Consider the following 23,479-nt stretch of genomic DNA (forward strand, 5'->3'; position numbering starts at 1 on the left):
TATTTAATGGATAATTTTCAAATTGAAACCGCTCAAAATATTAGTATTGAACAGAATGCTGCGGGAATAGGAGACAGGATCCTCGCATTTCTAATTGATGGAGTAATAGTGGTATTTTATCTCGTGCTTGCCGGAGTGCTAATTGCAGGTTTAACCGGTGATAGTGGTACTGTGTGGATGTATTACCTCGTTCTAGGATTGCCATTCTTCCTTTATGATCTGCTTTGGGAAACTTTCTATGACGGACGATCACCGGGAAAAGCTCTTCTGGAATTAAGGGTGGTAAAAAAAGATGGTTCACGGCCGCGATTCTCTGATTACCTTATAAGATGGTTGTTACGTTTTATAGATATTGGCCTCACCGGTGGTGGGATTGCGGTGGTTACTATACTTTTCAATGGAAAAGGACAGCGACTTGGAGATATTGCTGCAAACACCACGGTTATATCTGAAAAGAAAAAAATGAGTATTCATAATACCCTTCACGTCGCCCTTCCTGAAAACTACCAGCCAAAATATTCCCAGGTCACCGTACTAAGCGATAATGATATTCAGGAGATAAAGAATTTATATAATAATGCCGTAGCTAATGGCAATCATAACATTATTATATCCCTGAGTGAAAAGGTAGCCGAATTAATGGATGTAAGATTTGAAGAAAGACCAGTGGAATTTATCAAACGCGTGATAAGCGATTATAATTACTACACCATGCAGTGATCAATCCAGGATATCAATATCAATTTCAATATTATCGATAGGCCATTCTGAATTTCCGGTTTTTACCTGCGCGATCTTTTCAGCAACATCCATTCCGCTAATAACTCTACCGAAAACAGTATGATCATTATTTAAGTGCGGAGTTCCGCCTTTATCCATTACTATAAAAAATTCGAAAGGAGAAGATGCCTTACTAACATTCTGCTCTGCATATTTAGCGGCTGAAAATGCTCCGTATGAATGTTTATGACCGGCGTCAAATTCACTTGGGATCAGGTAATTGCCAACATCTCCACGATTACTCGCGGTTACCTGGTTATCTGCATTCCCTCCCTGGATCACGAAACCTGGAGCCACTCGATGGAAGAAGGTATCGTTATAATAGTCATTTTTAACCAGCATGATAAAATTAGCCCTGTGCATTGGGGTATCCCTATAAAGCTGAACATCAATATTCCCAAATTTGGTCTTGATTCTCACCCTGGTTTCAGGATTATTGTTTCCATATTCGGTGATTGTTGGAATAAATTCCTCCTGAACTATAGGAAACATAGGGTTTTCTTCGACCTTCGAGCCTTTATCCTCTTTAGCCAGCTCCTTTTTTCTTAATTCAAAAATACTATCCCTTGCTCGTTGAATTGAATCTTCTTTTCTCTGAGCCTTTAGCTCTTCCGCCGACTTTGTCTGGCCTTTTTCTGAGGAAGTTTCCTTATCTTCACAACTTGCGAAAACGAGAATTAAAAGAATTGAGAATAAAGAAAGATTTCTAAACATGGAATTCGAAATTTTTAAAAACAGGATTTCAAAGTTAAAAAAAATGCCGCTTCCAGGAGAAGAGGCACATAGAAAACTAGCCCCGCTTATTAGAATTAACGAGTTAAGGGAAATTGATATTCCTAGTAAAAATCCTCATGAAGCCGGAGTTATGGCCGTATTTTATCCAGATAATGACTGTGATACCAGGATGGTATTGATCTTACGTAAAACTTATAAAGGCGTTCATTCTAATCAGGTTGGTTTTCCAGGAGGTAGAGTAGAAGAGGAAGATGCAGATCTGGAAGCTACCGCTTTAAGGGAAACTGAAGAGGAGGTTGGAATTCCAAGAAATGAGATCGTAGTATTGAAAAAACTTACGCGACTTTATATTCCGCCATCCAATTTCTGGGTACAGCCTTATTTTGGGATCATGCATAAAACGCCCGAAATGATCGCCCAGGAATCTGAAGTTGAAGCAATATTAGAAGTGAAGCTAAGTGAGTTTCTGGACGAAAACAGTCTTATCACAGAGAATCTCAGTACATCATATGCAGAAGATATTGAAGTCCCGGCCTATAGGCTGAATGGTCATGTAGTTTGGGGTGCTACGGGAATGATGTTAAGCGAAATAAGAGAATTATTAATCAAAATATAATCAAATACTAATTATTATATTTGCCGCCGGTTCTATAAAAGCTGGATTTAGAGCCTAAATAAAAAAGATCAGCAATGGGATTATTCAAAAAGAATCCATTTGGGCATTACCTGATTCTGAAAAAGTGGTTGATCCGCATTTTTGGAGTTTTAACGCATCGAAGATATCGAGGTTATAATGAACTTCAGATCGAAGGATCTGAGATCATTAAGAATTTGCCCGATACTAATGTACTTTTTGTATCAAATCATCAAACATATTTTGCTGATGTTACGGCGATGTTTCATGTTTTTAATGCCAGTTTAAGCGGAAGAGTTGATAGCATCAAAAACGTTGGCTATATCTGGCAACCAAAAATGAACATTTATTATGTTGCTGCGAAGGAGACAATGAAAGCCGGTCTTCTGGCAAGAATTATGTCTTACGCGGGAGCGGTTACTGTTGAAAGAACATGGAGAGCAAAAGGGCAGGAGATCAAAAGGGAAGTTAATCCTAATGATACAGAAAATATTGGGGTTGCACTTGAAGATGGATGGGTGATCACATTTCCACAAGGGACAACCAAACCTTTTAAGCCAATTAGAAAAGGAACTGCACATATCATTAAAAATCACAAGCCTTTAGTAATACCTATTGTTATAGATGGCTTCAGGCGTTCTTTCGATAAGAAAGGTCTGAGAATTAAAAAGCGTGGAATTCTTCAAACATTTCAGATCAAGAAACCATTGGAAATCGATTATGAAAATGAAACCATCGAAGAAATCGTGCAAAAATTGGAATACGCCATAGAACAGCATCCATCTTTCTTAAAAGTAATTCCAAAAGAAGAAATCGACGCGATGGAAGATTTGAACGAACAACGCCGTTGGGGATATTAAAAAAACATAAAAAAATGCCGGATTCTAATCCGGCATTTTTTTATTCCATTTCTAGTTTCTTCAGTTCCTTATAGTTTTTATGTAATCTTCTTAAAAGTATTCCATAAACAACACGGTATATGAGCCAGATAATACCAAGCAAAATGGCTAGTGCGATCAATGTACCTCCAATAAAGATAGCCCATTGTTTTGTGTCGAACTCCATATTGGCTTGTCCCGGATCTGCGTTCACTGCATGATTTCTTAACATTAGAATAAGGGAAACCAGGAAGACCACACCACTTGAGATCAATATAAAACTGATGTAATACTTCACCGTTTTTCGTGTCTTAAGAATACTTTTCATCAACATCGAAGCACTGTCGGTGGTTGAAATACTTCTATAGTTATTATAGAATTTATAAATAAAGTAGAAAGTGATAAGATAACTGATCACGTAGGTGGCAATAATAAACTCGGTTAGACTGTACTTTTCCATTTGTTCCCAGTAATGATCATCAGCCAGGAAAATGTTTAGAACGGCACCTAGTAGAAACTCTACTATGCTTATTATAAATATCCATTTCACTATAGAAGAAGATCTCTTCCATATCATTTTGTAAAGTTCGTCGTAGGAAAGATGAGGCAGATTCTTTTCCTGCTTTTTCCAATCCTTTTTCAATAGATCTAAATCATCCATAATATATCAAGGATTTATAAGGTTTTTCAATTTCGTTTTCACCCTGTTCATTTTAACTCGCGCATTAACTTCAGTGATCCCAAGGGTTTCAGAGATCTCGGCATAATTCTTATCTTCCAGGTAAAGAAAAATAAGAGCTTTATCAATATCATTCAATTGTCTAATCGCATCATACATTAATTTTAAATGCTGTTCAACTTCATCATCATATTCTTCAGATTTGATCTTGAAATGAACACTGTCATAATCCTGGGTTCTGATACTTCTCTTCTTCTTCCTGTAAAGTGTGATAGCAGTATTCAAAGCAACTCTATACATCCAGGTACTGAATTTTGAATCACCTCGGAACTTAGGATAGGCTTTCCATAACTGGATCGTGATCTCCTGAAAAAGATCATTATGCGAATCTTTATCATTGGTATAGATACGGCAGATCTTGTGCGCAATATTCTGGTGTTGCTCCAGATTGGTTACAAACTGATGTTCTAATTCTTTGTTCACGAAACTTTGGTTAGCACGTAATTGGTAGCTAAAAACAATGCTATGTTACAAAAAACTTTAATTTCTAGTTAATCCATCCCCGATTACTTCTATAAATAGTAAATTTGAGGTAAACCGACCATTTTTATGAATATCCCAAGAACAGACTTACCAAGAGTTGTAATTATAGGAGGTGGTTTTGCCGGTATGGCGCTCGCCAGAAAGATTTTAAAAGAAGACATGCAAATGGTTCTTTTAGACAGGCACAATTATCATACTTTTCAACCATTATTATATCAGGTATCAACCTCTGGTCTGGAGCCAGATTCCATTGCGTATCCTTTAAGAAAGATCACCCGTTCCAGTAAAAAGTGCTTTTTCAGACTCGCTGAAGTTCAATCTATTTCTGCGGAAAAAAATACAGTACATACAAGTATTGGCGATCTTGTCTATGATTACCTTGTGATCGCGACAGGTTCTAAAACCAATTTCTTCGGAAATGATAGCATCGAGGAGCACGGAATGTGGATGAAAACTGTTCCGCAGGCATTGAACATTAGAAGTCTGATCCTGGAAAATCTAGAACAGGCTACGATTACTGAAGATCCTGAAAGAAGAAAAGCTTTGCTGAATTTTGTTCTGGCCGGCGCCGGTCCAACTGGAGTGGAACTAAGTGGTGCTATAGCAGAATTAAGGAATCATATTGTTCCTAAAGATTATCCAGACCTGAATCCAAATGAAATGAACATTCATCTCTTAGAAGGGCTTGATAGAGTTTTACCACCTATGAGTGAGCATGCTTCCAAAAAAGCACATGAAATGCTGGAAGAACTGGGCGTAAAGATTCATTTGAATACGATGGTAGAGAATTACGATGGGCATTTGGTGAAAACCAATACCGATCTTGCTATAAAAACTGAAACTTTTATCTGGTCTGCCGGAGTTACGGGAGCACCCGTTAAAGGTTTGAATGCATCTGCACTCGTAGAAAAAGCAAATAGGTATGAGGTAAATGCTTTTAACCAGGTGAACGGCTACGAGAATATATTTGCGATTGGCGATATTGCCTTGATGAAAACGGAAGAATTTCCGAAAGGTCATCCGATGGTAGCTCAGCCAGCGATCCAGCAAGGAAAACATCTGGCCAAGAATATCAAACACTTGATAAGAGGCGAAAAGCTAGAAGCCTTTGATTATTTTGATAAAGGAACCATGGCAACTGTTGGTAGAAATAGAGCAGTAGTAGACCTTCATAAATGGAAATTTTCAGGTTTTCTAGCCTGGTTCGTATGGATGTTCGTACATCTCTGGTTCCTGGTAGGTTTTAGAAACCGAACTGTGACCTTTTTTAACTGGATCTATAATTATGTGAATTTCGATAAGGCAGCCCGATTGATCATAAGACCTTTTAAAGGTCAGGAAGAGAATATGCGGATGGATGAAGAAAAAGTATAAAAAATAAAGGCTGCCAATTGGCAGCCTTTTTAATTATCTATTTTTTCTGATCTCTTTATTGTAACTATCAGCCAGATCTGTTTTCTGTTTATCTGTTAAGACCTTCCCAGCCATCTGGAAAACTTCGTGTTCTTCTTCTTCTAAATGGTGAATCAACTGATGCTCAAGATCTTTTGCGAGTTTCAACCAGTTTGAGGCATCCATCTCGGTATCTTCCATTTGTTCAACCAGCTCATCCATTTCATGATGTTCAGCAACGCTATGACGTGCTTTTTCCTGCGTCATATCCTTTTTCATTAAAGGCACATAAAAATGACGTTCTTCGGCATCTTCGTGAATCTTTAATTCATGTTTAAGGTTTTCAAAGATCTTTTTGCGCTCTTCAGTTTTTCCTTCCGTCTTAATGAGTTTATCTATAAGATCTCTCTGGATCTCGTGTTCCTGTCTTAATGCTTCGAAAATGGTCATTATTTAATTTTTTGGATTTGAATCCAAGTTATTCATTTTAATGTTAAAGAATATTTAATTTTAGGATTGAAAAGCCAAAATTGAGGGAACGCTACAATTCAGAATAGAAAATCGACAGTTCGGTTTGATAGATTAGATGGAAAAGTAGAATTGCCAGACTTTAGCATTAGAATTAAATAGAAAATGAAACTACTTTTCAAAATATTAAAAATAAGCGTTGCCATATGTGTGATCCTAGTTGTTATTGAAACTATTTTCAGCACTGACAAGTCTTTTGAAACACTTCTGGAACTCAAAGTTTGGGGGACATACTTTTTTTACTGTATCGTTCTTACCACCGTGAACAGTCTTTATTTTCTGTATTTCGGTGAAAAGATTGGTTGGGAAGGAGCTAGTCTTCGAAGGATTCTTCTTGCTGCGGGAGGCTCCATCATTCTAACGCTCATATTTTACTTTCTATGTAGAATTGTGGACGAAGTTTTATTTAATTCAACCTCGTTCTCGGAATTCATTTCAAAGGAACGCCTTGTTTATTATTTAGGTCCGTTACTATTCATTACCATCATTTCTCTATTTTTTCATCTGGTTTATTTCTATAAAGCACTTCAGGAAAAGAGAGTTAAGGAACAGAAGATCATTGCAGGCACCGCTTCAGCTAAATTTGATGCGCTAAAGAATCAGCTTGATCCTCATTTTCTTTTCAATAGTTTAAATGTACTGGCATCCTTAATTGATGAGAATCCAGACCAGGCACAAAAATTTACCACTTCTTTATCCAAAGTTTATAGATATGTTCTGGAGCAGAAAGACAAGGAATTAGTGAGTTTAAAGGAAGAGCTGAATTTTGCCAATACCTACATTAAGTTACTGAAGATGCGTTTTGAAAATAGCATCTATTTCGAGATACCAGAACAATTATCAAACGAAGAAGCAAAGGTGGTTCCATTATCCCTGCAACTATTACTGGAGAATACGATAAAGCATAATATCGTCAATGAGAAAAATCCATTAAAAATCAGGATATACGAAGAGGCGGGGAATTTAATCGTGGAAAACAATTACCAGAAAAAGGAGGTTTTGAGCGACCGCAAAGGAGTGGGACTTCAAAACATTGTGAATAGATATAATGTGGTTACTCAACGAAAAGTAAGCATAGAACAAACTAAAGATTTTTTCAGGGTGAAATTACCTGTACTAACCAAACAAATTTCAATTATGGAAACAACTGTAAACAACGAGGAAAACGCTTATTTCAAAGCAAAACAACGTGTAAAGGAGATCAAGGAATTCTACGGAAATCTAATATCATACTGTGTAGTAATACCATTCCTGATTTTCGTAAATTATTATACTTATTGGGAATTTCAATGGTTCTGGTTTCCGCTTTTTGGGTGGGGATTAGGATTGACTATTCACGGTTTCTCGGTATTTGGATATGGATCTAACTGGGAAGAACGTAAGATTCGCGAACTAATGGAAAAAGATCAGGCACAAAATAAATCTTGGAGATAATGGAAACCGACTATAAAAATAACATCAGCTATAAAGCTGCACAAAAAAGAGTAAAAGATATTAAAGGCTTTTATGTTCACCTGGCGGTATATATTTTTATAAATGCAGGTATATTTATTCTAACAACTCAGGATGTTGGATTTATGAGTGGATTGAACGATATTTCAAATTACTCTACTTTATTTTTCTGGGGAATTGGGCTTTTTGCTCATTGGGCCAGTGTCTTCGGACCTAACTTTCTGTTTGGAAAGAAATGGGAAGAGCGCAAGATCAAGGAATTGATGGATCAGGACAAAAAGCAACTCTGGAAATAGTTAAAACAGCATAAGTGAAAGTACTAATTATTGAAGACGAGAAGCCGGCAGCAAGAAGACTGCAGCGCATGCTCTCTAAAATTGGAATAGAAGTGGATACTATGCTGCATTCAGTTATAGAATCTATAGAATGGTTTAAAAATAACAAACATCCGGATCTAATTTTCCTGGATATTCAATTAAGCGATGGGCTATCATTTGAAATCTTTGACCATATAAAAACAGATAGTGCCATCATTTTTACTACAGCCTATGATGAGTATGCGTTGAAAGCGTTTAAACTGAATAGCATAGATTACCTGCTTAAACCTATAGACGAAGAGGAACTGGAAGCTGCTATAAAAAAATTCAGGAATACCCAGCAATCATCTGAAAGTATCAATGTAACCGAATTAAGATCATTACTAAATCTTCCCTCAATTCAGAAAACTTTCAAATCCAGGTTTACTGCACAGGTAGGGCAGCATTTAAAACTTGTTAATATTTCTGATATAGCTTGTTTCTATTCAGAAAATAAGGCTACCTACATTCATTGTTTCTCCGGAAGAAACTATCCTGTTGAAATTCCATTAGAACAATTAGAAGATGAACTGGATCCTGAAAAGTTTTACAGGATCAACCGCAAGTGTATTTTGAACATAAAGGCAATAAAAGACATAGTTTCTTATACGAATTCCAGGTTAGAGATAAAACTTGAAAATTTCCAGGAATTTCAGCTCATAGTAAGTAGAGAAAGGGTTAAGGACTTTAAAACCTGGCTAAGTAACTGATCTATAAATGTTAAAATTGAATTTTTTAAAACCGCCTGGCATCTCCTTCCGTATATCTTGATACATAAACTCTAAAGGTTGTTTGAATAATTTTTGGTCGAATTATGTCGATTTGAGTTTTTGATTTTTTTGGTTGGTTAGATGCTTGGCGCTAGAGGTTTCTTCGGAAATCGTCCAAGTATTTACAAAAGTAAGCCCCGGAAGTCCGGGGCTTACTTATTATATATATGTGACAGTCTAATTGATCAAGGTGCGGCAACCGCTCCAAGCACGTATAGTTGATCCATTGTTGGAGATTCACTACCACCTTCCGGCTCAAGTGTGATTCCAAATGCTTCAGATTCATTTGCATTTTCAAGAAGGAAGATCTTGTTGTCATCAACTTCATACTCATCAAGTAAACCAATACTTGTAGGAGTTAAAGGATCAAGCTTTAAAGACCATACCTGGTAAACCTTACCTCTTGGAGGCTCAGGAAGTTCTGCAGCGTCTATATAAGCTTTGTTCTCTTTCTTATTCCAGTAAACAGCAGCAAATGCTCCCGGATCTACCGTTTGTCCCTGAAGAGGAATTCTTGATACATCCTTATCTCTAAGAACTGCTAACAATTCTTCAGTTTTATCTGCATCTTCTCTGGCATCAGCGATCTGCTGTTCCATTTTTGCAGTTTTAGCTTTTTCTGAATTTAATTGTTCCCTCAGATTGTTCTTATCTTCAAATACGAAGAACAGTCCGATAAGCAGAACAATTGTCGCAGCCCATCCAGCATAAGATACCCAATCAGTTTCTTTTTTCCTTTCAATGTTGATCACGGCTCCATCAGACTTATTGCCTAATTTTTGCTTAATGCTTGATAGTAATGCTTCAGCATTATATGTTGGCGCTACTGCAGAAGAAAGTTTTTGCAATGCAATCTCGATCTCTTCTACTTCTTTACGAATTTCAGGATGCTCCTTCAAAGCCTTACTTACTTCTCGGCTTTCAGCTTCGGTAAGTGCTCCGTAAACGTAAAGTTCTAATATTCCAGATGATATGTATTCTTGTATATCCATGTGTTATTCTACTAACATTTCTCGCAGTTTGTTGATACAGGCTCTGTTTTTTGTTTTCACAGTTCCTAATGGCATATCAAGTTCTTCTGCTGTTTCTTTTTGTGTAAATCCTTTAAAGAACAATAGATCTATTAATTTCTTACAAACCGGTTTTAAAATGCCGATGTATTTTTTAATTCCAATCGCATCAGCTTTTGATGAGAAATTAGATCCGCTCTCCAAAATATCTACGAAATTATCAGTAGTTAGGTTTTTTTGCGAGTTTTTATGGCTCTTAGACCGTATCTGATCTATAGATGCATTTCTCGCGATATTAAGAACCCAGGTAAAAAATCTTCCCTTGTCTGAATTGTAAGAAGAAGAATTATTCCAGATTTTTAGAAAAACATCCTGAAGAACCTCTTCAGCGATTTTTTCATCGTGTACGATGCTATAAATTATTCCGTAGGTACTTTCAGAATACAATTCATAGATTCGTTCAAAAGCCCTCTGATTACCGTTCTGTAATTCGAGGATTAATCCGTCTTGTTGCATAGGTGGTTGTTTGAGGAAATAAATATAGCTTTAAATAATAAATAAAAAAAGCGACTATAGAGCCGCTTTTAATTTTATAAGTTTCTGTGAACTACATTTCTATCACACCACAACCAACACGGTTTCCTGCTGCTCCAGAAGGTTGTGACGTATAATCGTCTACACCATCGTGAACGATCACGGCTTTACCTAAAATATCTTTTTCCTCATCACCACAATCTATACACCATTCATCTGTAGTTAAGTTAACAGTTCCATTACCGTTAGCATCTACTTTAAAGTTTCCTATATCTCCTTTGTGGTATCCTTCAGCGCTTCCCCATTTACCATGTTGAGCATCTGTTGGATTCCAGTGTCCTCCGGCAGATTTACCATCTGCAGCAGAGCAATCACCTTTTTCGTGAATATGTATTGCGTGAGTTCCTTCAGCAAGACCAGAAATGATAGCGGTCATAGAAACCTCTCCATTTTCTTCTGTGAATACCACGTTTCCACTTAGATTAGAATCGCTTTTTGCCTCAAGGGTTACTTTTACTTTTTTTACTTCTTCCTCTTTTTTGGTTTCCATATCAGACTTCATTTCAGTTTCTGACTGGTCTTCCATTTCTTTTTCTTTTTTCTCATTCTTACACCCGGTAAAAATTAATCCAGCACAAAGAATAAGAGATAAACTGATACGTTTCATAGTTTCGATTGGTTTAATATTTCAATTATTTAGAACTAAATTAAACGTATTCAGAAGTATCACCAAAGATTTAAGGATAGCTTAACAGTGGTGCTATTTAGCAATAAAGTACTATTCTTTTAATTTTGTAGAAATGTAGGCGTTGGTTGAAAGTGTCTTATGCACAGGGCATTTATCGGCAATTTCCAGTAATCTTTTTAGCTGTTTTTCATCCAGTTTTCCTTGTATGGAAATCTCTCTGTCAAAACTGTCTATTTTCGCCGAAGCATTCTCACAATCCTCACAATCATCGGCATGTTTTTTTGAATGATTCACATGGGTCTCTACATTTTCTACCTGCCATTTTTTTCTGCGTGCATACATCTGAATAGTCATCGAGGTACAGGCTGCAAGTCCGCTAGAAAGTAATTCGTAAGGAGTAGGGCCCAGATCACTGCCGCCAACTTTTATTGGTTCATCAGCAATAAAATAATGATTCCCGGCGACCATTTGAGTGGTAAAACCTTCCGGACCCAGATTTGCCATGACTTCGTGATCTGTTTTTAATTCTGGAGAAATAGATTTTTCAATATATTTTCCAGCCCAGGCAGAGATCACATCTCCTACATATTTAGAATCTTCTTTATTACTCAGCATATGATCTGAGCCATTAAGACTCACGAAACTTTTTGGATGCCAGGCAGACCTATATAATTCTTCAGCATGATCTATAGAAACGATGTCATCCTGAGGGGAATGCAAAATAAGCAGCGCTTTACGAACCTCTTTCAAAGCTGTACCTTCTTCATTTTTCCTGAGATCATCAATGAACTGTTTTTTGATCTTAAAACTCCTTCCGCCAATCTTAATATTTGCAAATCCTTCCTTTTCTATCTGTTCTAAACTCGATTCAAAATGTTTCTGAACATGAGCGAGGTTAGAAGGCGCATTGATGGTAACCATACATTTAATGGAATCTAATTTTTGTGAAGCGAACAATGCCGCGGCTCCTCCTAAAGAATGACCAATGATCATCGTAGGAGCTTTATACTCCTTTTCCAAATAATCTGAAGCGGCTATAAGATCCTGAACGTTACTGCTGAAATTTGTATCTGAAAAATCACCTTCGCTTTCACCTAGCCCCGTAAAATCAAACCTCAGAACTCCGTAGCCCTTTGAGGCAAGGGTTTTACTAATATTGGAAGGTGCATGAAAATTCTTATTACAGGTAAAACAATGAGCGAAAATTATAAAATTTTCGGGTTGCTGATTTCCCGGTAATTCAAGGATTCCCTTTAGCTCTTTGTCATCAGAATTTTTGAAACTCACTTCGGTCTTTTGCATAATTTCAATATTTACATTTGAGTTTTATCGAATATAAGCCAAAAAAAAGCCGCCTGAAAAGGCAGCTTTATAATTTGTTCAGATAAATCTATAGTTGCTTGATCTTGATATTTCTATACCAAACCTTGTCACCATGGTCCTGTAAAGCAATATGGCCTTTAGGAGTGGTTCCAAAGCCTTCCCATTCGCTGAATTTAGATTTGCTTACCATGTTTTTCCACTCTTCGCCTTTTACCGGGAATTCTGTAACTCTGGTACCATTCAATTCTACCCAGCCTTTATTTGCTTCATAGTCAATATGAATGGTCTCTTTATTCCATTCGCCAGCAGGTTTTGTTGCGTCCTCACTCGGTGGAACCATATCATATAATGCTCCGGCGGTACGATTTGGTCCATTTTTAGCGTCAGGGTGTTTCTGGTTATCCAAAACCTGAATTTCAGGACCGGTTAAATAAGGTTCATTGTATTTTTCATCTTCCTGAACAGCCCACATTATACCGCTATTTCCACCTTCCGAAATTTTCCATTCCAGGGAAAGTTCAAAACTTTCAAATTCTTCTTCACTGATAAGGTTTTCGGTTTTCTCCCTTTTACCTTCAGCAGGAGTGAAGGAGATTGCTCCATCTTCAACTTTCCATTGACCTGATATAGAATCTTTATTAAAAGCCTTCCATCCCTCAAGATCCTGACCGTTAAACAGTTCCTGCCATTCTTCCTGAGTTTCTTCTGAACTTTTCATTTCAGTTTTCTCAACCATTTCAGTCTCTTCAACTTCTTTTTTTTCATTTTTGCAGGCAGTAAGCGCCAATACAGAACATCCTATTATTAAAATTTTCTTCATTGTTGGTTATTTTAAATTCCTAATATTCCTTTTAATTTATTTTCGTCAATTTCAGATCCTGAGAAATCATCGAATCGTTTTTGCGTTGCTTCAATGATATTGCTGGCTATGAATGGTGCACCTTCTTTAGCTCCCTGGTCTGGAGATTTTATACAACACTCCCATTCCAGAACAGCCCATACATCACAACCGTATTCAGTTAATTTTGAAAAGACTGTTTTGAAATCAACCTGCCCGTCTCCCGGATGGCGATATCTTCCAGCCCTGTCTTTCCAATCGCCATAACCACCAAACATTCCCTTTTTTCCTGTAGGATTGAATTCAGCATCCTTTACATGAAACATTTTAATGTAATCGTGATAATGATCTATGTACTCAATATAATCTAGTTGTTGCAGCACAAAATGACTTGGGTCATAAAGGATATTCACTCTTTTATGATTGTTGGTAGCTTCCAGAAAGCGCTCAAATGTAACTCCGTCGTGAAGATCTTCACCTGGATGAATTTCATAACATACATCTACGCCCTGTTCATCAAATTCGTTCAGAATTGGCATCCATCTTTTTGCAAGTTCGCTAAATCCTAATTCTACAAGTCCGTCAGGTCTTTGTGGCCATGGGTGAGCGGTATGCCATAAAAAAGATCCGCTAAAAGTTCCATGCACATCGATCCCTAAATTTCTACTTGCTTTTGCTGCGAATTTTAGCTGGTTAATAGCCCATTCAGTTCGCTTTTTCGGATCATTCTTATAATCATCTGGCGCGAAGTTATCGAACATGATATCGTAAGCAGGATGTACAGCCACTAATTGGCCTTGAAGATGAGAACTAAGCTCAGTGATCTCCAAACCATATGATTCCACTTTTCCTTTTAACTCATCGCAATAAGTCTTGCTGTTCGCTGCCTTTTCCAGGTCTATAAGCCTGGTTTCCCAGGTTGGTATTTGAATACCTTTATAGCCCAGGCCAGAAGCCCATTTACATAAACCGTCTAAAGAATTGAACGGTTCTTTATCATCCATGAACTGGGCTAAAAATACAGCCGGTCCTTTGATAGTTTTCATTTTATAATTTTTATTCTTCTAGATTAGTCCAAACATTACCCTTTTTATGAGAATCAACGGTTTTTTCAATAAAATTCATTCCGCGAAGTCCATCATTCAATTTTGGGTAAGCTCCTTCATGTTTTGTTTTGTCTTTTATGGCCATGGCAACACCATAGTAAATGTTACCCATGGAATCAAAAATACCTTCAGGATGTCCGGGTGGTAATTTTGTTCCTTCAAGAGCGAATTCACTATTGTACTCATGTCCCGGTTTTAGAACCTGTAATGCCATACCTTCTTTTAATAAATAAAGATAATTTGGGTTTTCCTGTTCCCATTTCAAACCACCTTTATCACCATAGATCTGTACGGTGAAATTGTTTTCTTCCCCGGTTGCGATCTGGCTAGCTCTTAGCACACCTTTTATATTATCCTTAAATCTTAATAATACGGTTCCGTCAATATCCATGGGATTATCCTCGTACAGGTAATTTAGATCAGCAAGTACCTTATCTACCTGCATCCCGGTAACATATTCTGCCATATTATAAGCATGTGTTCCTATATCTCCAATACAGCAGCTGATCCCTGATTTTTCCGGATCCAGTCTCCAGGTAGCAGACCTCTTTTCCTTATCATGAATTAACGGATTTATCCATCCCTGATAATATTGCACATCAACTTTCTGTATTTTCCCAATCTCACCATTTGCGATCATGGTTTTCATCTGTCTTATCATCGGGTAACCCGTGTATGTATAAGTAACAGCGAAAATAGTGTTCGCCTTTTGCTGAGTTTCACTTAGGATCTTGGCTTCTTCGTAAGTTGTAGTGAGCGGCTTTTCACAGATCACATTAAATCCATTTTCCAGAAGTTGCTTTGCCATTGGAAAATGAAGAAAATTCGGTGTTAATACTGAAACCGCCTGAATCTTTTTATCTTCAGGTAGCTTAGACTCCTGTTCAACGAACTCGTCCAGATTCTTATAAATCCTGGAGCTATCCAGTTGAAGTTTCTCTCCGAATTTCAAGCTTTTCTCATGTTGAATGTCAAATACTCCTCCAACAATTTCGAATTGGTCAAACATATTTGCGGCAACCCTATGCAGGATCCCTATCAAAGAATCTTCACCACCACCTAAAATTCCGAGTCTTATTTTACTCATAAATTGTAATTTATATTTCTATATCTTTTTTATCGATCTTCTCGTTTCTAAAGAATAATGCGAAAAGGAGCATTACTAAAAATGCAAATCCTGCCGGGTAGATCCAAATGGTTTCCCAGTCGTGCATTTTCTCTCCAGTTAAATATGCATTAGTAATTAGTCCAGCTACATAAAAACCTATTAGCATACCAACGCCATAGGTCGCAAGTGTTATTAGTCCCTGAGCTGAACTTTTATATTTTGAACCTGCCTTAAAATCAGTATAGATCTGTCCTGAAACAAAGAAGAAATCATAGCAAATTCCATGGAGCGCAATTCCTGTGATCAGCATGAAAATCAATTCACCTGAATCTCCATAAGCAAAAAGCAAATATCTAAGCGTCCAGGCTACCATCCCGGCGATTATGGTTAATTTAAATCCGAATCGCTTAAAGAAGAAGGGCAGGAGAAGCATGAATAACACTTCAGAAGCCTGACCTATGGTCATTAATCCGGTTGGATTATCTACACCAACTTCAGAAAGAAAAGGGTTTGTATTCTGGTAATAAAATGCCAGCGGAATACATATTAATACCGAAGCAAGAAAGAACATTAAAAAGTTCTTGTCTTTTAATAAACTAAGAGCATCCAGGCCTAAAGTTTCGGTAATACTAACTTTTTTAGATCTATCGGCAGTTGGAGGTGTTTTAGGAAGTGTAAAACTGAATAATCCTAAAAATGCTGAAGCGATCGCAACCATTAGGAAAGTGTACTTCAGTAAACCTTCTTCACGGCCCTGAGCCCCATCCCAGCTTAACCAACTAATTACCAGTCCGGCCACGATCCATCCAATCGTTCCAAATACCCTGATATAAGAAAACTCTTTTGCAGGATCCTTCATTTGATTAAAACTAACTGAATTTACCAAAGCAAGAGTTGGCATATAGGCGATCATATAACCAAGCACTAACGGGTAGAATTCAGCGAATTCAACACTTTGATACATTAAATACATTAAAACTGCTCCAACTAAATGAAGTATTCCCAATATTCTTTCCGCATTAAAAAAGCGATCAGCGATCATACCTACAATAAATGGCGCTATGATGGCTCCCCAGGATTGTGTTGAAAATGCTGTTGAAATTTGAACATCTGTAGCTTCAAGATTATATCCTAAGTATGTTCCAAGCGTTACAAACCAACCGCCCCAAATGAAGAATTCCAGAAACATCATCAGGGAAAGTTGAAATCGTATAAGTTTATTCATGGTTTAAATATTGGTTTTTATAATTCGCTTCCGGCTTTGATCAATAAATCCTTAGTAGCCATGATACCTTCTTCAGGAGAAAGATCCTCACCTTCATACTCGATACCAATATATCCATCATAACCGGCATCCTTTACAATCTGCAGCATTTTCTTATAATCGATAAGGTCTTCATCACCCTCATCATTAAAATTATATGATTTTGCACTTACTGCCTTGGCGTAAGGCATCATTTTCTCAACACCTTCATATCTTGGGTATTCCTCTACACATTCAGCATTCCACCTGGCGCCATCTTTTCTTTTCAGGCAGAAATTACCAAAATCAGGAAGCGTTCCGCAATTTTCCATATTCACACCCTTCATTACTTCAACCAGAAGATCTGCATCTGAAGAAAGATAGCCATGATTCTCTACGAGCACATTTACTCCTTTAGTTTGCGCATATTCAGAAAGTTTTCCAAGTGCATCTATAGAATTTTTCTTCCATTCTTCAGCGTCGTCACTTCCAAAAAGATTTACACGAATAGAGTGGCATCCTAAGAATTCAGCCGCATCAACCCATTTTTTATGATTATCAACAGCCTTATTTCTGGCAACTGAATCGTTGACTGCAAGGTCACCTTCCCCGTCTATCATCAGTAATAAATTTTCAACATCATATTTTTCACTATTCATTTTTAGAGTATCGAGGATATTCTTCATTTCAGCTTCTGGATCTTCAGCTTCATTGATACGTGCTGCATAAAATCCGGTTACATATTCAATACCATCAAATCCCATTTCACTTGCTTTCTGGGCAAAATTCATAGGGTCTAAATCACCTTCTCCAATAGTCTTGTGTAAAGACCATTCGGCTAAGGATAGTTTGAAAAATAAAGAATCTGAGGAAGTTTCAATGTTTTCTTCCTGAGCTACTTCAGCTTTCTTATCGGCGTTTTGCTTGCAGGAAGTCAATGATAAAGAAAACGTAGTAAGGAAAAGGAAGGATAATACCTTCAGTGATTTTAAATTCATTGTGAATAGGTTAAATTTTAATTGGAATCCTTGAAAAAATGAAAAATAAATGTAGCCTTTTTTTTAAAGATGTAAAATTATCCTCTGAAATTTATATATTTGGTAGACTTCGAGCTATTATTTCATCAATAAAATAAGGAATTGTGAGCAATTATTATCAAAATGACAATTATGACGCTATAGTTGTGGGAACAGGTATTAGCGGTGGTTGGGCTGCAAAAGAACTTTGCGAAAAAGGTTTTAAAACACTGGTACTGGAAAGAGGTAGAATGGTTGAACATGTTAAAGACTATCCTACGATGAACGATGATCCATGGGATTATAAGTTCAAAGGTCAGGTTACCAAAGAAGATAAAAAAAGACAATTAAAGCAAGCCAGAACCGGCTATACTGTTTCTGAACCGAGTAAACACTGGTTCGTAGATGATGTTAAACACCCCTATAATGAAACGAAAAGATTTGACTGGATGCGTGGTTATCACGTAGGTGGTAGATCTATTATGTGGGGGAGACATAGTTATAGATTAAGTGATCTTGATTTTGAAGCGAACAAAAAGGATGGTCATGGAGTAGACTGGCCTATTAGATATAAAGATATCGCACCCTGGTATGATAAAGTAGAGTCTTATATAGGTGTATGCGGAGAAAAATTAGGATTAAGTCAGTTACCAGATGGGCAATTTTTACCTCCAATGGATCTTAACTGTGTTGAAGACTATTTTAGAGAAAGCATCGCCGAAAAATTTGACGGGAGAGTAATGACTTCCGGCCGTGTTGCTCATATTACCGGAGATAAAAAGTTTGAAGGAAGATCTAAATGCCAATTTAGAAATCGTTGTATAAGAGGTTGTCCTTACGGAGGATACTTTAGTAGTAACTCATCAACTTTACCTGCTGCAGAAAGAACAGGTAATATGACGCTTAGACCAAATTCGGTAGTAAGTGAAGTGATTTACGATCCAGATACAAAACAAGCTACCGGAGTTAAGGTGATTGATGCCAATACAAAGGAAACAATGGAATTCAAGGCAAACGTGATTTTCCTTTGTGCTTCTGCTGTTGCTTCTACAAGTATTTTGATGCAATCTAAATCTGACCGATTCCCTGATGGAATGGGGAACGATTCCGGAGAATTAGGTCATAATGTAATGGATCACCACTTTAAAGCTGGTGCGTCAGGAAAATATGACGGATTTAAAGATTCATATTATAAAGGAAGAAAGCCTAATGGGATCTACCTTCCAAGATTCAGAAACTTAAACGATAGTGATAAAGATCTAGGTTTCTTACGTGGTTATGGATACCAGGGTGGAGCAAGTAGAGATAACTGGTCTGATAGCATTGCCGAAGCAGCCTATGGAGCTGAACTGAAAAAAGCAGTTTCAGAACCAGGTGGATGGACAATGGGTCTTATGGGATTTGGAGAAACTTTGCCATATCATGAAAATAAGATGACTCTTGATTATAATAAGCTAGATGAATGGGATCTTCCAACAGTAACCTTTGATGCTGAATTCAAGGAAAACGAATTGAAGATGCGTAAAGATATGATCTCACAAGCTGTAGACATGCTTGAAAAAGCAGGATTTAAAGATGTGAATGGATATGATGATATTGGAGCACCGGGATTAGGGATTCATGAAATGGGAATGGCAAGAATGGGACGCGACCCTAAAACTTCTGTACTTAATGGAAATAACCAGGTTCACGGAGCTTCCAATGTTTATGTGACCGATGGAGCGTTTATGACATCTGCCGGATGCCAGAATCCATCATTAACTTACATGGCCATGACAGCGAGAGCTGCAGATCACGCATCGAAGAATTTCAAAAAGTCAAATGCCTAAAATATCAGTATCATGAAAAGGAGACAAGTCTTAAAAACTATAGGATTAGGAGCAGGAGTATTCATTGTTGGTCCATCCACTCTAAGTTTATTACAAAGTTGTAAGAATGAGCCTGAATATGACTGGCAACCAACATTCTTATCTGCATCGCATGGTTTTGCCTTGCAAAAAATACTGGATGTTATTTTACCCGCGACCGATACTCCGGGAGCTTCAGATCTAAACATAGCACAATTCATTGATTCATATATGAATGAGGTGGCTCAAAAGGAGCAGAGCAGTCAATTCGAGAGATCGGCAGGAGCATTTTCCAGAGCTTTTAAAGCTGAATACGATAAAGAGCAGGAGGAAGGGAAACAGGAAGACTTTGAGAATATCATTAAGAAGTATTTGAAAGCCACTCCGGCTGAAAAAGAGAAATACGCCAAACGTAATACTGAAACCCAGGATGCTCAGGAACAGGAAACTGAAGTGCAGATGGATGCAGATGCAGGAGCATTTGCATATTTAACTGCAGTTAGAGGAATGGCAATTTGGGCATGGAAAAATAGTGAAGAAGTAGGGGAGAATGTATTATGGTATGATCCGGTTCCGGGGCAGTATATCCCATGCGGACCTGTTTCTGAACTTGGTAATGGGAAAGCGATGTCACTCTAAAATATTGCATTTCGCAGTATTTTAGGCACTTATCAACAATTGTGAGTAAAATTTATGATTTTATTGAATTTTCAATAAAACCTAATTAATGCCTCATAAATTGTGTCATTATCAATGTTTCTAAAGAATCTGTAATTATTTTTCGAATAATTGAGGATATTTTTTTCTCAAACGTTTGAAATAATCAGATTATTAAAAACTGATTTGTTTTATTAACAAATATTTATCTAAATTTAGCCTGCTCAGCGTGGTCTGAGTGATTCCAACTAAAACTTTATCTTATGAGAAAAATGATTTTCAGGAGCCTTTTGTTTATCGGAGCCCTTATAACCTTCGGTATGGCAAAAGCGCAAACTGTATCCGGAACAGTGACAGATGAGAGTGGTCCGCTGCCCGGTGCAACTGTTTCCATCAAGGGAACTTCGACGGGTACCACTACAGATTTTGATGGTAATTATACCATAAACAATGTTCCTGAAGATGCTACACTGATGTTTAGCTTCGTAGGTTACGTGACCCAGGAAGTTCAGGTTAATGGTAGATCTACTATAGATATTAATCTGGAGACTGATGCTGCCGAACTTGATGAGGTAGTATTGATCGGTTATGGTACCACAACCGTTAGGGATGCGACCGGATCAGTATCTGCTGTTACCGCTGAAGAATTTAACAAAGGTAATATTGCATCACCTGAAGAACTTATTCAAGGTAAAACTGCCGGTGTTCAGATCACACAATCAAGTGGTGAGCCTGGAGGTGGAGTAGCGCTAAGAATTCGAGGTACAACTTCTGTACGTTCAAATAACAACCCTCTGTTTGTTGTAGATGGTGTGCCGCTTGCTGGAGATGCAACTGCCGCTGGAGCTCCAGATTTAGGAGTAAGTGGAGGTTCATCTAAAAACCCTTTAAATTTCTTGAACCCAAGTGATATAGAAAGTATAAGTATCCTTAAAGATGCTTCTGCAACTGCTATTTATGGTTCCAGAGGTGCTAATGGAGTTGTAATTATTCAGACTAAATCAGGTAGAGGTGCCCAGGGAGGTTCTTTTACTTATGATGGGTCTGTAAGTTTTGCTGAACCGGCAAATACTTATGATTTATTAGATAGAGAAGGATTTCTTCAAGGTATTGAAGATTTAGGTGGTAACGCCGCAGACGCAGATTTTGGATCTGATACAGATTTTCAGGATGCTATTTTTAGAACAGCATTTTCTCAAAATCACAATGTATCTTATATGAATAATTATAGTACTGGAAACGTTAGACTTTCTTTAGGCTATAACGATATTGAAGGTATTATTGAAGAATCAGGACTTGAGAGAATTACAGGTAGACTTAATGCTAACCAGAGATTTCTTGATGATAGATTAAATTTAAGTTTACAGGCAACATATTCTGTAGTTGAAGATAATGCTGCTGCAATTGGTAATACTCCGGGAGCATCTGGAGACTTACTTGCTGCGACTTATTATACGAATCCTACGTATCCTAATGATGTAGCATTTGATCCGGGAGGAGGAAATTTAAATCCTTTGCAATTGCTTTACTATACTGAAGATGTAACTGAGACTGATAGAATTCTTTTAAACGTTTCAGCAGATTATGATATTTTCGATAGTTTAAATGCTAAAGTTACTTTTGGTTATGACAATTCTAATTCAGAAAGAAATATTGCATTTTCTAGAGATATCGTAGGTTTAAGTAATGGTGTTCCAGGAAATGGTAGAAGTGCTTTAGATGATCTTGAAGCTACGAATACATTATTAGAGTTTGTACTTAATTATAATAAAGAATTTGAAAACTCAACTTTTACTGCATTAGCTGGTTACTCTTATCAGAAATTCGACAGACAGGGTACTTATGGTTCTGGTTTTGGATTTAGCTCTGGAAATACTGGAGATATTATCAACACTTTCAGAGGTGATTTCAATGCTGTTAGAAACAGTTTATCTGGAAGTAATTATCAAACTTTTGGAGTTGGATTAAACTCTTCAAATTACACTGGTCTTTTTCCAGACATCCAAAATAACATAGCTTTTACAGCTCCTAACATCAATTCTACTGCAATAGTTGGTGGATTCTATGATAATTATGATGAATTACAATCTTTCTTTACAAGATTGAATTACTCGCTATTAGATAAGTATTTATTTACGTTCACGATGAGAGCTGATGGTTCTTCTAAATTTGGACCTGAGAATGAATATGGATATTTCCCGTCGGGAGCTTTTGCATGGAAAATTGATCAGGAAGATTTTATGCCTGATGCTTTCTCTACACTAAAGCTTAGATTGAGTTATGGTATCACTGGTAACCAGGACGGTCTTGGTTACGGTAACTTTACTATTCGTACAATCGCTAATGGTTACGGGATTGACAACGGTGGTAATGTAAATGGTGGTGGTACTGCTAGAGCAGGTTTCCCAGAGCCAGGTTTACAATGGGAATCTACTTCCCAAGCTAACTTAGGTTTTGATTTCGGATTTATGAATGATAGATTATCCGGTAGTTTTGATGTATATCGAAAAAACACCGAAGATCTTCTTTTGTTAACTCAGAACGCACAGCCTAGTCCAGCATCTACTTCATTTACAAACATTGATGGGAATTTGATAAACCAGGGTGTTGAATTCGCGATAGATTATGATATTATCGATAACGATAATTTCTTCTGGAATTTTGGATTCAATATAGCATACAATGATAATGAACTTCAGGATTTTGATGGACAGATTGAAAGTGCGCAAATCTCTGGTCAGGGTCTAACAGGAGCTTTCGCTCAACTTTTAGTTGGTGGAAGACCTTTATATTCTTATTACCTGAGAGAATTCGCTGGATACGATGCTGATGGAATTTCTATCTATCCAAACGGTGATGCTCAGGAATTTGTTGATAAAAGCGCATTGCCTACTACCAACATAGGTATTAGTACCAGAGCAGAATTCGGAAACTTTGATGCTTCTTTATTCTTTGCAGGACAGTACGGATTCTATGTTTACAATAACACTGCTAACGCCTTGTTTACTGCTGGTAACTTGAATACTGGTAGAAATGTAACTGAGGACGTTCTTACTAGTGGTGAATCAAGATTGAATGCACCAGATGTTTCAACTAGATTCCTTGAAAAAGGTGATTTCTTAAGATTGCAGAACGCTAGTCTTGGTTATACTTTTGATCTTGGTGAAAATTCATTTTTGGATAACTTAAGACTGTATGTAAATGGTCAGAACCTGTTATTATTTACAGATTATAGCGGTTTAGATCCTGAAGTTAGTACTTCTACTGCTCTTAATGGGATTCCAACTGCCGGTATTGATAATACGGCTTATCCTAGACCAAGAACTTATACTTTCGGTATAAATGCAAAATTTTAAAAAAAT

Annotated in this window: 23 protein-coding genes; 10 read left to right on the top strand and 13 right to left on the bottom strand. The window is 37.2% G+C overall.

Annotated features, from left to right (window positions below):
• Nucleotides 1-6: 6 nt before the first annotated feature.
• The gene (locus RE431_RS05020; RefSeq protein WP_309560872.1) at nt 7-720 is read left to right on the top strand and encodes an RDD family protein; all 714 of its coding nucleotides are present in this window, start codon (nt 7-9) and stop codon (nt 718-720) included.
• Here the strand turns inward: RE431_RS05020 and RE431_RS05025 are convergent, their stop codons facing one another.
• The gene (locus tag RE431_RS05025) at nt 721-1,494 is read right to left on the bottom strand and encodes a peptidylprolyl isomerase (protein ID WP_309560873.1); all 774 of its coding nucleotides are present in this window, start codon (nt 1,492-1,494) and stop codon (nt 721-723) included. It lies immediately after the preceding gene.
• On the opposite strand from RE431_RS05025, the gene RE431_RS05030 reads away from it, so the two are divergent.
• Both RE431_RS05030 and RE431_RS05035 read left to right on the top strand, forming a co-directional pair.
• Nucleotides 1,493-2,131, top strand: coding sequence for an NUDIX hydrolase (locus RE431_RS05030; RefSeq protein WP_309560874.1), 639 nt, complete (start codon nt 1,493-1,495; stop codon nt 2,129-2,131). The two genes, RE431_RS05025 and RE431_RS05030, sit on opposite strands and share 2 nt — an antisense overlap.
• Nucleotides 2,132-2,205: 74 nt before the next feature.
• Nucleotides 2,206-3,009 (top strand): lysophospholipid acyltransferase family protein, encoded by an 804-nt coding sequence (locus RE431_RS05035; RefSeq protein WP_309560875.1) that lies wholly within the window; start codon nt 2,206-2,208, stop codon nt 3,007-3,009.
• Nucleotides 3,010-3,049: 40 nt separating this feature from the next.
• Here RE431_RS05035 and RE431_RS05040 read toward each other — a convergent pair whose 3' ends face one another.
• Together RE431_RS05040 and RE431_RS05045 are read right to left on the bottom strand one after the other, a co-directional pair.
• Nucleotides 3,050-3,688, bottom strand: coding sequence for a hypothetical protein (locus tag RE431_RS05040; RefSeq protein WP_309560876.1), 639 nt, complete (start codon nt 3,686-3,688; stop codon nt 3,050-3,052).
• A gap of 6 nt (nt 3,689-3,694) precedes the next feature.
• The gene (locus RE431_RS05045) at nt 3,695-4,189 is read right to left on the bottom strand and encodes an RNA polymerase sigma factor (RefSeq protein ID WP_309560877.1); all 495 of its coding nucleotides are present in this window, start codon (nt 4,187-4,189) and stop codon (nt 3,695-3,697) included.
• A 126-nt stretch (nt 4,190-4,315) separates the two neighbouring features.
• Here RE431_RS05045 and RE431_RS05050 point away from each other — a divergent pair, with 126 nt between their 5' ends.
• On the top strand, nt 4,316-5,623 hold the full coding sequence (locus RE431_RS05050; protein ID WP_309560878.1) for an NAD(P)/FAD-dependent oxidoreductase: 1,308 nt from the start codon (nt 4,316-4,318) through the stop codon (nt 5,621-5,623).
• Nucleotides 5,624-5,656: 33 nt separating this feature from the next.
• Here the strand turns inward: RE431_RS05050 and RE431_RS05055 are convergent, their stop codons facing one another.
• A complete protein-coding gene (locus tag RE431_RS05055) occupies nt 5,657-6,091 on the bottom strand; it encodes a hemerythrin domain-containing protein (RefSeq protein WP_309560879.1) in 435 nt (144 codons plus the stop codon).
• 183 nt (nt 6,092-6,274) lie between these two features.
• Between RE431_RS05055 and RE431_RS05060 the strand changes: the two genes are divergently transcribed.
• The 3 genes from RE431_RS05060 to RE431_RS05070 are packed head-to-tail and all read left to right on the top strand — an operon-like array spanning nt 6,275 to nt 8,687.
• On the top strand, nt 6,275-7,603 hold the full coding sequence (locus RE431_RS05060) for a 2TM domain-containing protein (protein ID WP_309560880.1): 1,329 nt from the start codon (nt 6,275-6,277) through the stop codon (nt 7,601-7,603).
• Nucleotides 7,603-7,917 (top strand): 2TM domain-containing protein, encoded by a 315-nt coding sequence (locus tag RE431_RS05065; RefSeq protein ID WP_309560881.1) that lies wholly within the window; start codon nt 7,603-7,605, stop codon nt 7,915-7,917. The genes RE431_RS05060 and RE431_RS05065 overlap by 1 nt, the downstream gene beginning before the upstream one ends.
• Nucleotides 7,918-7,931: 14 nt before the next feature.
• The gene (locus RE431_RS05070; protein WP_309560882.1) at nt 7,932-8,687 is read left to right on the top strand and encodes a LytR/AlgR family response regulator transcription factor; all 756 of its coding nucleotides are present in this window, start codon (nt 7,932-7,934) and stop codon (nt 8,685-8,687) included.
• 245 nt (nt 8,688-8,932) lie between these two features.
• On the opposite strand, the gene RE431_RS05075 is transcribed toward RE431_RS05070, so the two are convergent.
• The 9 genes from RE431_RS05075 to RE431_RS05115 all read right to left on the bottom strand — a co-directional run bounded on the left by RE431_RS05075 (nt 8,933) and on the right by RE431_RS05115 (nt 17,595).
• Nucleotides 8,933-9,739, bottom strand: a complete 807-nt coding sequence (locus RE431_RS05075; RefSeq protein ID WP_309560883.1) for an anti-sigma factor — start codon at nt 9,737-9,739, stop codon at nt 8,933-8,935.
• Between the two features lie 3 nt (nt 9,740-9,742).
• Complete coding sequence (locus RE431_RS05080) at nt 9,743-10,273, bottom strand: RNA polymerase sigma factor (protein ID WP_309560884.1); 531 nt, start codon at nt 10,271-10,273, stop codon at nt 9,743-9,745.
• A gap of 91 nt (nt 10,274-10,364) precedes the next feature.
• Nucleotides 10,365-10,958 (bottom strand): superoxide dismutase family protein, encoded by a 594-nt coding sequence (locus RE431_RS05085; protein ID WP_309560885.1) that lies wholly within the window; start codon nt 10,956-10,958, stop codon nt 10,365-10,367.
• Between the two features lie 111 nt (nt 10,959-11,069).
• Complete coding sequence (locus tag RE431_RS05090; RefSeq protein WP_309560886.1) at nt 11,070-12,281, bottom strand: bifunctional alpha/beta hydrolase/OsmC family protein; 1,212 nt, start codon at nt 12,279-12,281, stop codon at nt 11,070-11,072.
• An 88-nt stretch (nt 12,282-12,369) separates the two neighbouring features.
• Entirely contained in the window at nt 12,370-13,122 is a 753-nt protein-coding gene (locus tag RE431_RS05095) for a 3-keto-disaccharide hydrolase (RefSeq protein WP_309560887.1), read from the bottom strand.
• 11 nt (nt 13,123-13,133) lie between these two features.
• Nucleotides 13,134-14,186: a sugar phosphate isomerase/epimerase family protein gene (locus tag RE431_RS05100; RefSeq protein WP_309560888.1), complete on the bottom strand. Its 1,053-nt coding sequence runs from the start codon at nt 14,184-14,186 to the stop codon at nt 13,134-13,136.
• A gap of 10 nt (nt 14,187-14,196) precedes the next feature.
• Nucleotides 14,197-15,333 (bottom strand): Gfo/Idh/MocA family protein, encoded by a 1,137-nt coding sequence (locus RE431_RS05105; protein ID WP_309560889.1) that lies wholly within the window; start codon nt 15,331-15,333, stop codon nt 14,197-14,199.
• A 10-nt stretch (nt 15,334-15,343) separates the two neighbouring features.
• Nucleotides 15,344-16,579 carry a nucleoside permease gene (locus RE431_RS05110; RefSeq protein ID WP_309560890.1) on the bottom strand — a complete coding sequence of 412 codons (1,236 nt, stop codon included), beginning with the start codon at nt 16,577-16,579 and terminating at the stop codon, nt 15,344-15,346.
• 17 nt (nt 16,580-16,596) lie between these two features.
• On the bottom strand, nt 16,597-17,595 hold the full coding sequence (locus RE431_RS05115; protein ID WP_309560891.1) for a sugar phosphate isomerase/epimerase family protein: 999 nt from the start codon (nt 17,593-17,595) through the stop codon (nt 16,597-16,599).
• Between the two features lie 143 nt (nt 17,596-17,738).
• Here RE431_RS05115 and RE431_RS05120 point away from each other — a divergent pair, with 143 nt between their 5' ends.
• The 3 genes from RE431_RS05120 to RE431_RS05130 all read left to right on the top strand — a co-directional run bounded on the left by RE431_RS05120 (nt 17,739) and on the right by RE431_RS05130 (nt 23,473).
• A complete protein-coding gene (locus tag RE431_RS05120; protein WP_309560892.1) occupies nt 17,739-19,442 on the top strand; it encodes a GMC oxidoreductase in 1,704 nt (567 codons plus the stop codon).
• Between the two features lie 12 nt (nt 19,443-19,454).
• Entirely contained in the window at nt 19,455-20,099 is a 645-nt protein-coding gene (locus RE431_RS05125; protein ID WP_309560893.1) for a gluconate 2-dehydrogenase subunit 3 family protein, read from the top strand.
• A 281-nt stretch (nt 20,100-20,380) separates the two neighbouring features.
• Nucleotides 20,381-23,473, top strand: a complete 3,093-nt coding sequence (locus RE431_RS05130) for a SusC/RagA family TonB-linked outer membrane protein (RefSeq protein WP_309560894.1) — start codon at nt 20,381-20,383, stop codon at nt 23,471-23,473.
• Nucleotides 23,474-23,479: the final 6 nt, after the last annotated feature.

The sequence above is a fragment of the Christiangramia sediminicola genome (assembly GCF_031344135.1).
GTDB classification, from domain to species: domain Bacteria; phylum Bacteroidota; class Bacteroidia; order Flavobacteriales; family Flavobacteriaceae; genus Christiangramia; species Christiangramia sediminicola.

Coding starts and splice junctions, on each gene's coding strand:
- RE431_RS05050 (WP_309560878.1), top strand. CDS start 4,316: ATGAATATCCCAAGAACAGACTTACCAAGAGTTGTAATTATAGGAGGT.
- RE431_RS05080 (WP_309560884.1), bottom strand. CDS start 10,273: ATGCAACAAGACGGATTAATCCTCGAATTACAGAACGGTAATCAGAGG.
- RE431_RS05020 (WP_309560872.1), top strand. CDS start 7: ATGGATAATTTTCAAATTGAAACCGCTCAAAATATTAGTATTGAACAG.
- RE431_RS05065 (WP_309560881.1), top strand. CDS start 7,603: ATGGAAACCGACTATAAAAATAACATCAGCTATAAAGCTGCACAAAAA.
- RE431_RS05095 (WP_309560887.1), bottom strand. CDS start 13,122: ATGAAGAAAATTTTAATAATAGGATGTTCTGTATTGGCGCTTACTGCC.
- RE431_RS05130 (WP_309560894.1), top strand. CDS start 20,381: ATGAGAAAAATGATTTTCAGGAGCCTTTTGTTTATCGGAGCCCTTATA.
- RE431_RS05025 (WP_309560873.1), bottom strand. CDS start 1,494: ATGTTTAGAAATCTTTCTTTATTCTCAATTCTTTTAATTCTCGTTTTC.
- RE431_RS05110 (WP_309560890.1), bottom strand. CDS start 16,579: ATGAATAAACTTATACGATTTCAACTTTCCCTGATGATGTTTCTGGAA.
- RE431_RS05115 (WP_309560891.1), bottom strand. CDS start 17,595: ATGAATTTAAAATCACTGAAGGTATTATCCTTCCTTTTCCTTACTACG.
- RE431_RS05100 (WP_309560888.1), bottom strand. CDS start 14,186: ATGAAAACTATCAAAGGACCGGCTGTATTTTTAGCCCAGTTCATGGAT.
- RE431_RS05125 (WP_309560893.1), top strand. CDS start 19,455: ATGAAAAGGAGACAAGTCTTAAAAACTATAGGATTAGGAGCAGGAGTA.
- RE431_RS05060 (WP_309560880.1), top strand. CDS start 6,275: ATGAAACTACTTTTCAAAATATTAAAAATAAGCGTTGCCATATGTGTG.
- RE431_RS05055 (WP_309560879.1), bottom strand. CDS start 6,091: ATGACCATTTTCGAAGCATTAAGACAGGAACACGAGATCCAGAGAGAT.
- RE431_RS05105 (WP_309560889.1), bottom strand. CDS start 15,333: ATGAGTAAAATAAGACTCGGAATTTTAGGTGGTGGTGAAGATTCTTTG.
- RE431_RS05090 (WP_309560886.1), bottom strand. CDS start 12,281: ATGCAAAAGACCGAAGTGAGTTTCAAAAATTCTGATGACAAAGAGCTA.
- RE431_RS05030 (WP_309560874.1), top strand. CDS start 1,493: ATGGAATTCGAAATTTTTAAAAACAGGATTTCAAAGTTAAAAAAAATG.
- RE431_RS05075 (WP_309560883.1), bottom strand. CDS start 9,739: ATGGATATACAAGAATACATATCATCTGGAATATTAGAACTTTACGTT.
- RE431_RS05040 (WP_309560876.1), bottom strand. CDS start 3,688: ATGGATGATTTAGATCTATTGAAAAAGGATTGGAAAAAGCAGGAAAAG.
- RE431_RS05035 (WP_309560875.1), top strand. CDS start 2,206: ATGGGATTATTCAAAAAGAATCCATTTGGGCATTACCTGATTCTGAAA.
- RE431_RS05085 (WP_309560885.1), bottom strand. CDS start 10,958: ATGAAACGTATCAGTTTATCTCTTATTCTTTGTGCTGGATTAATTTTT.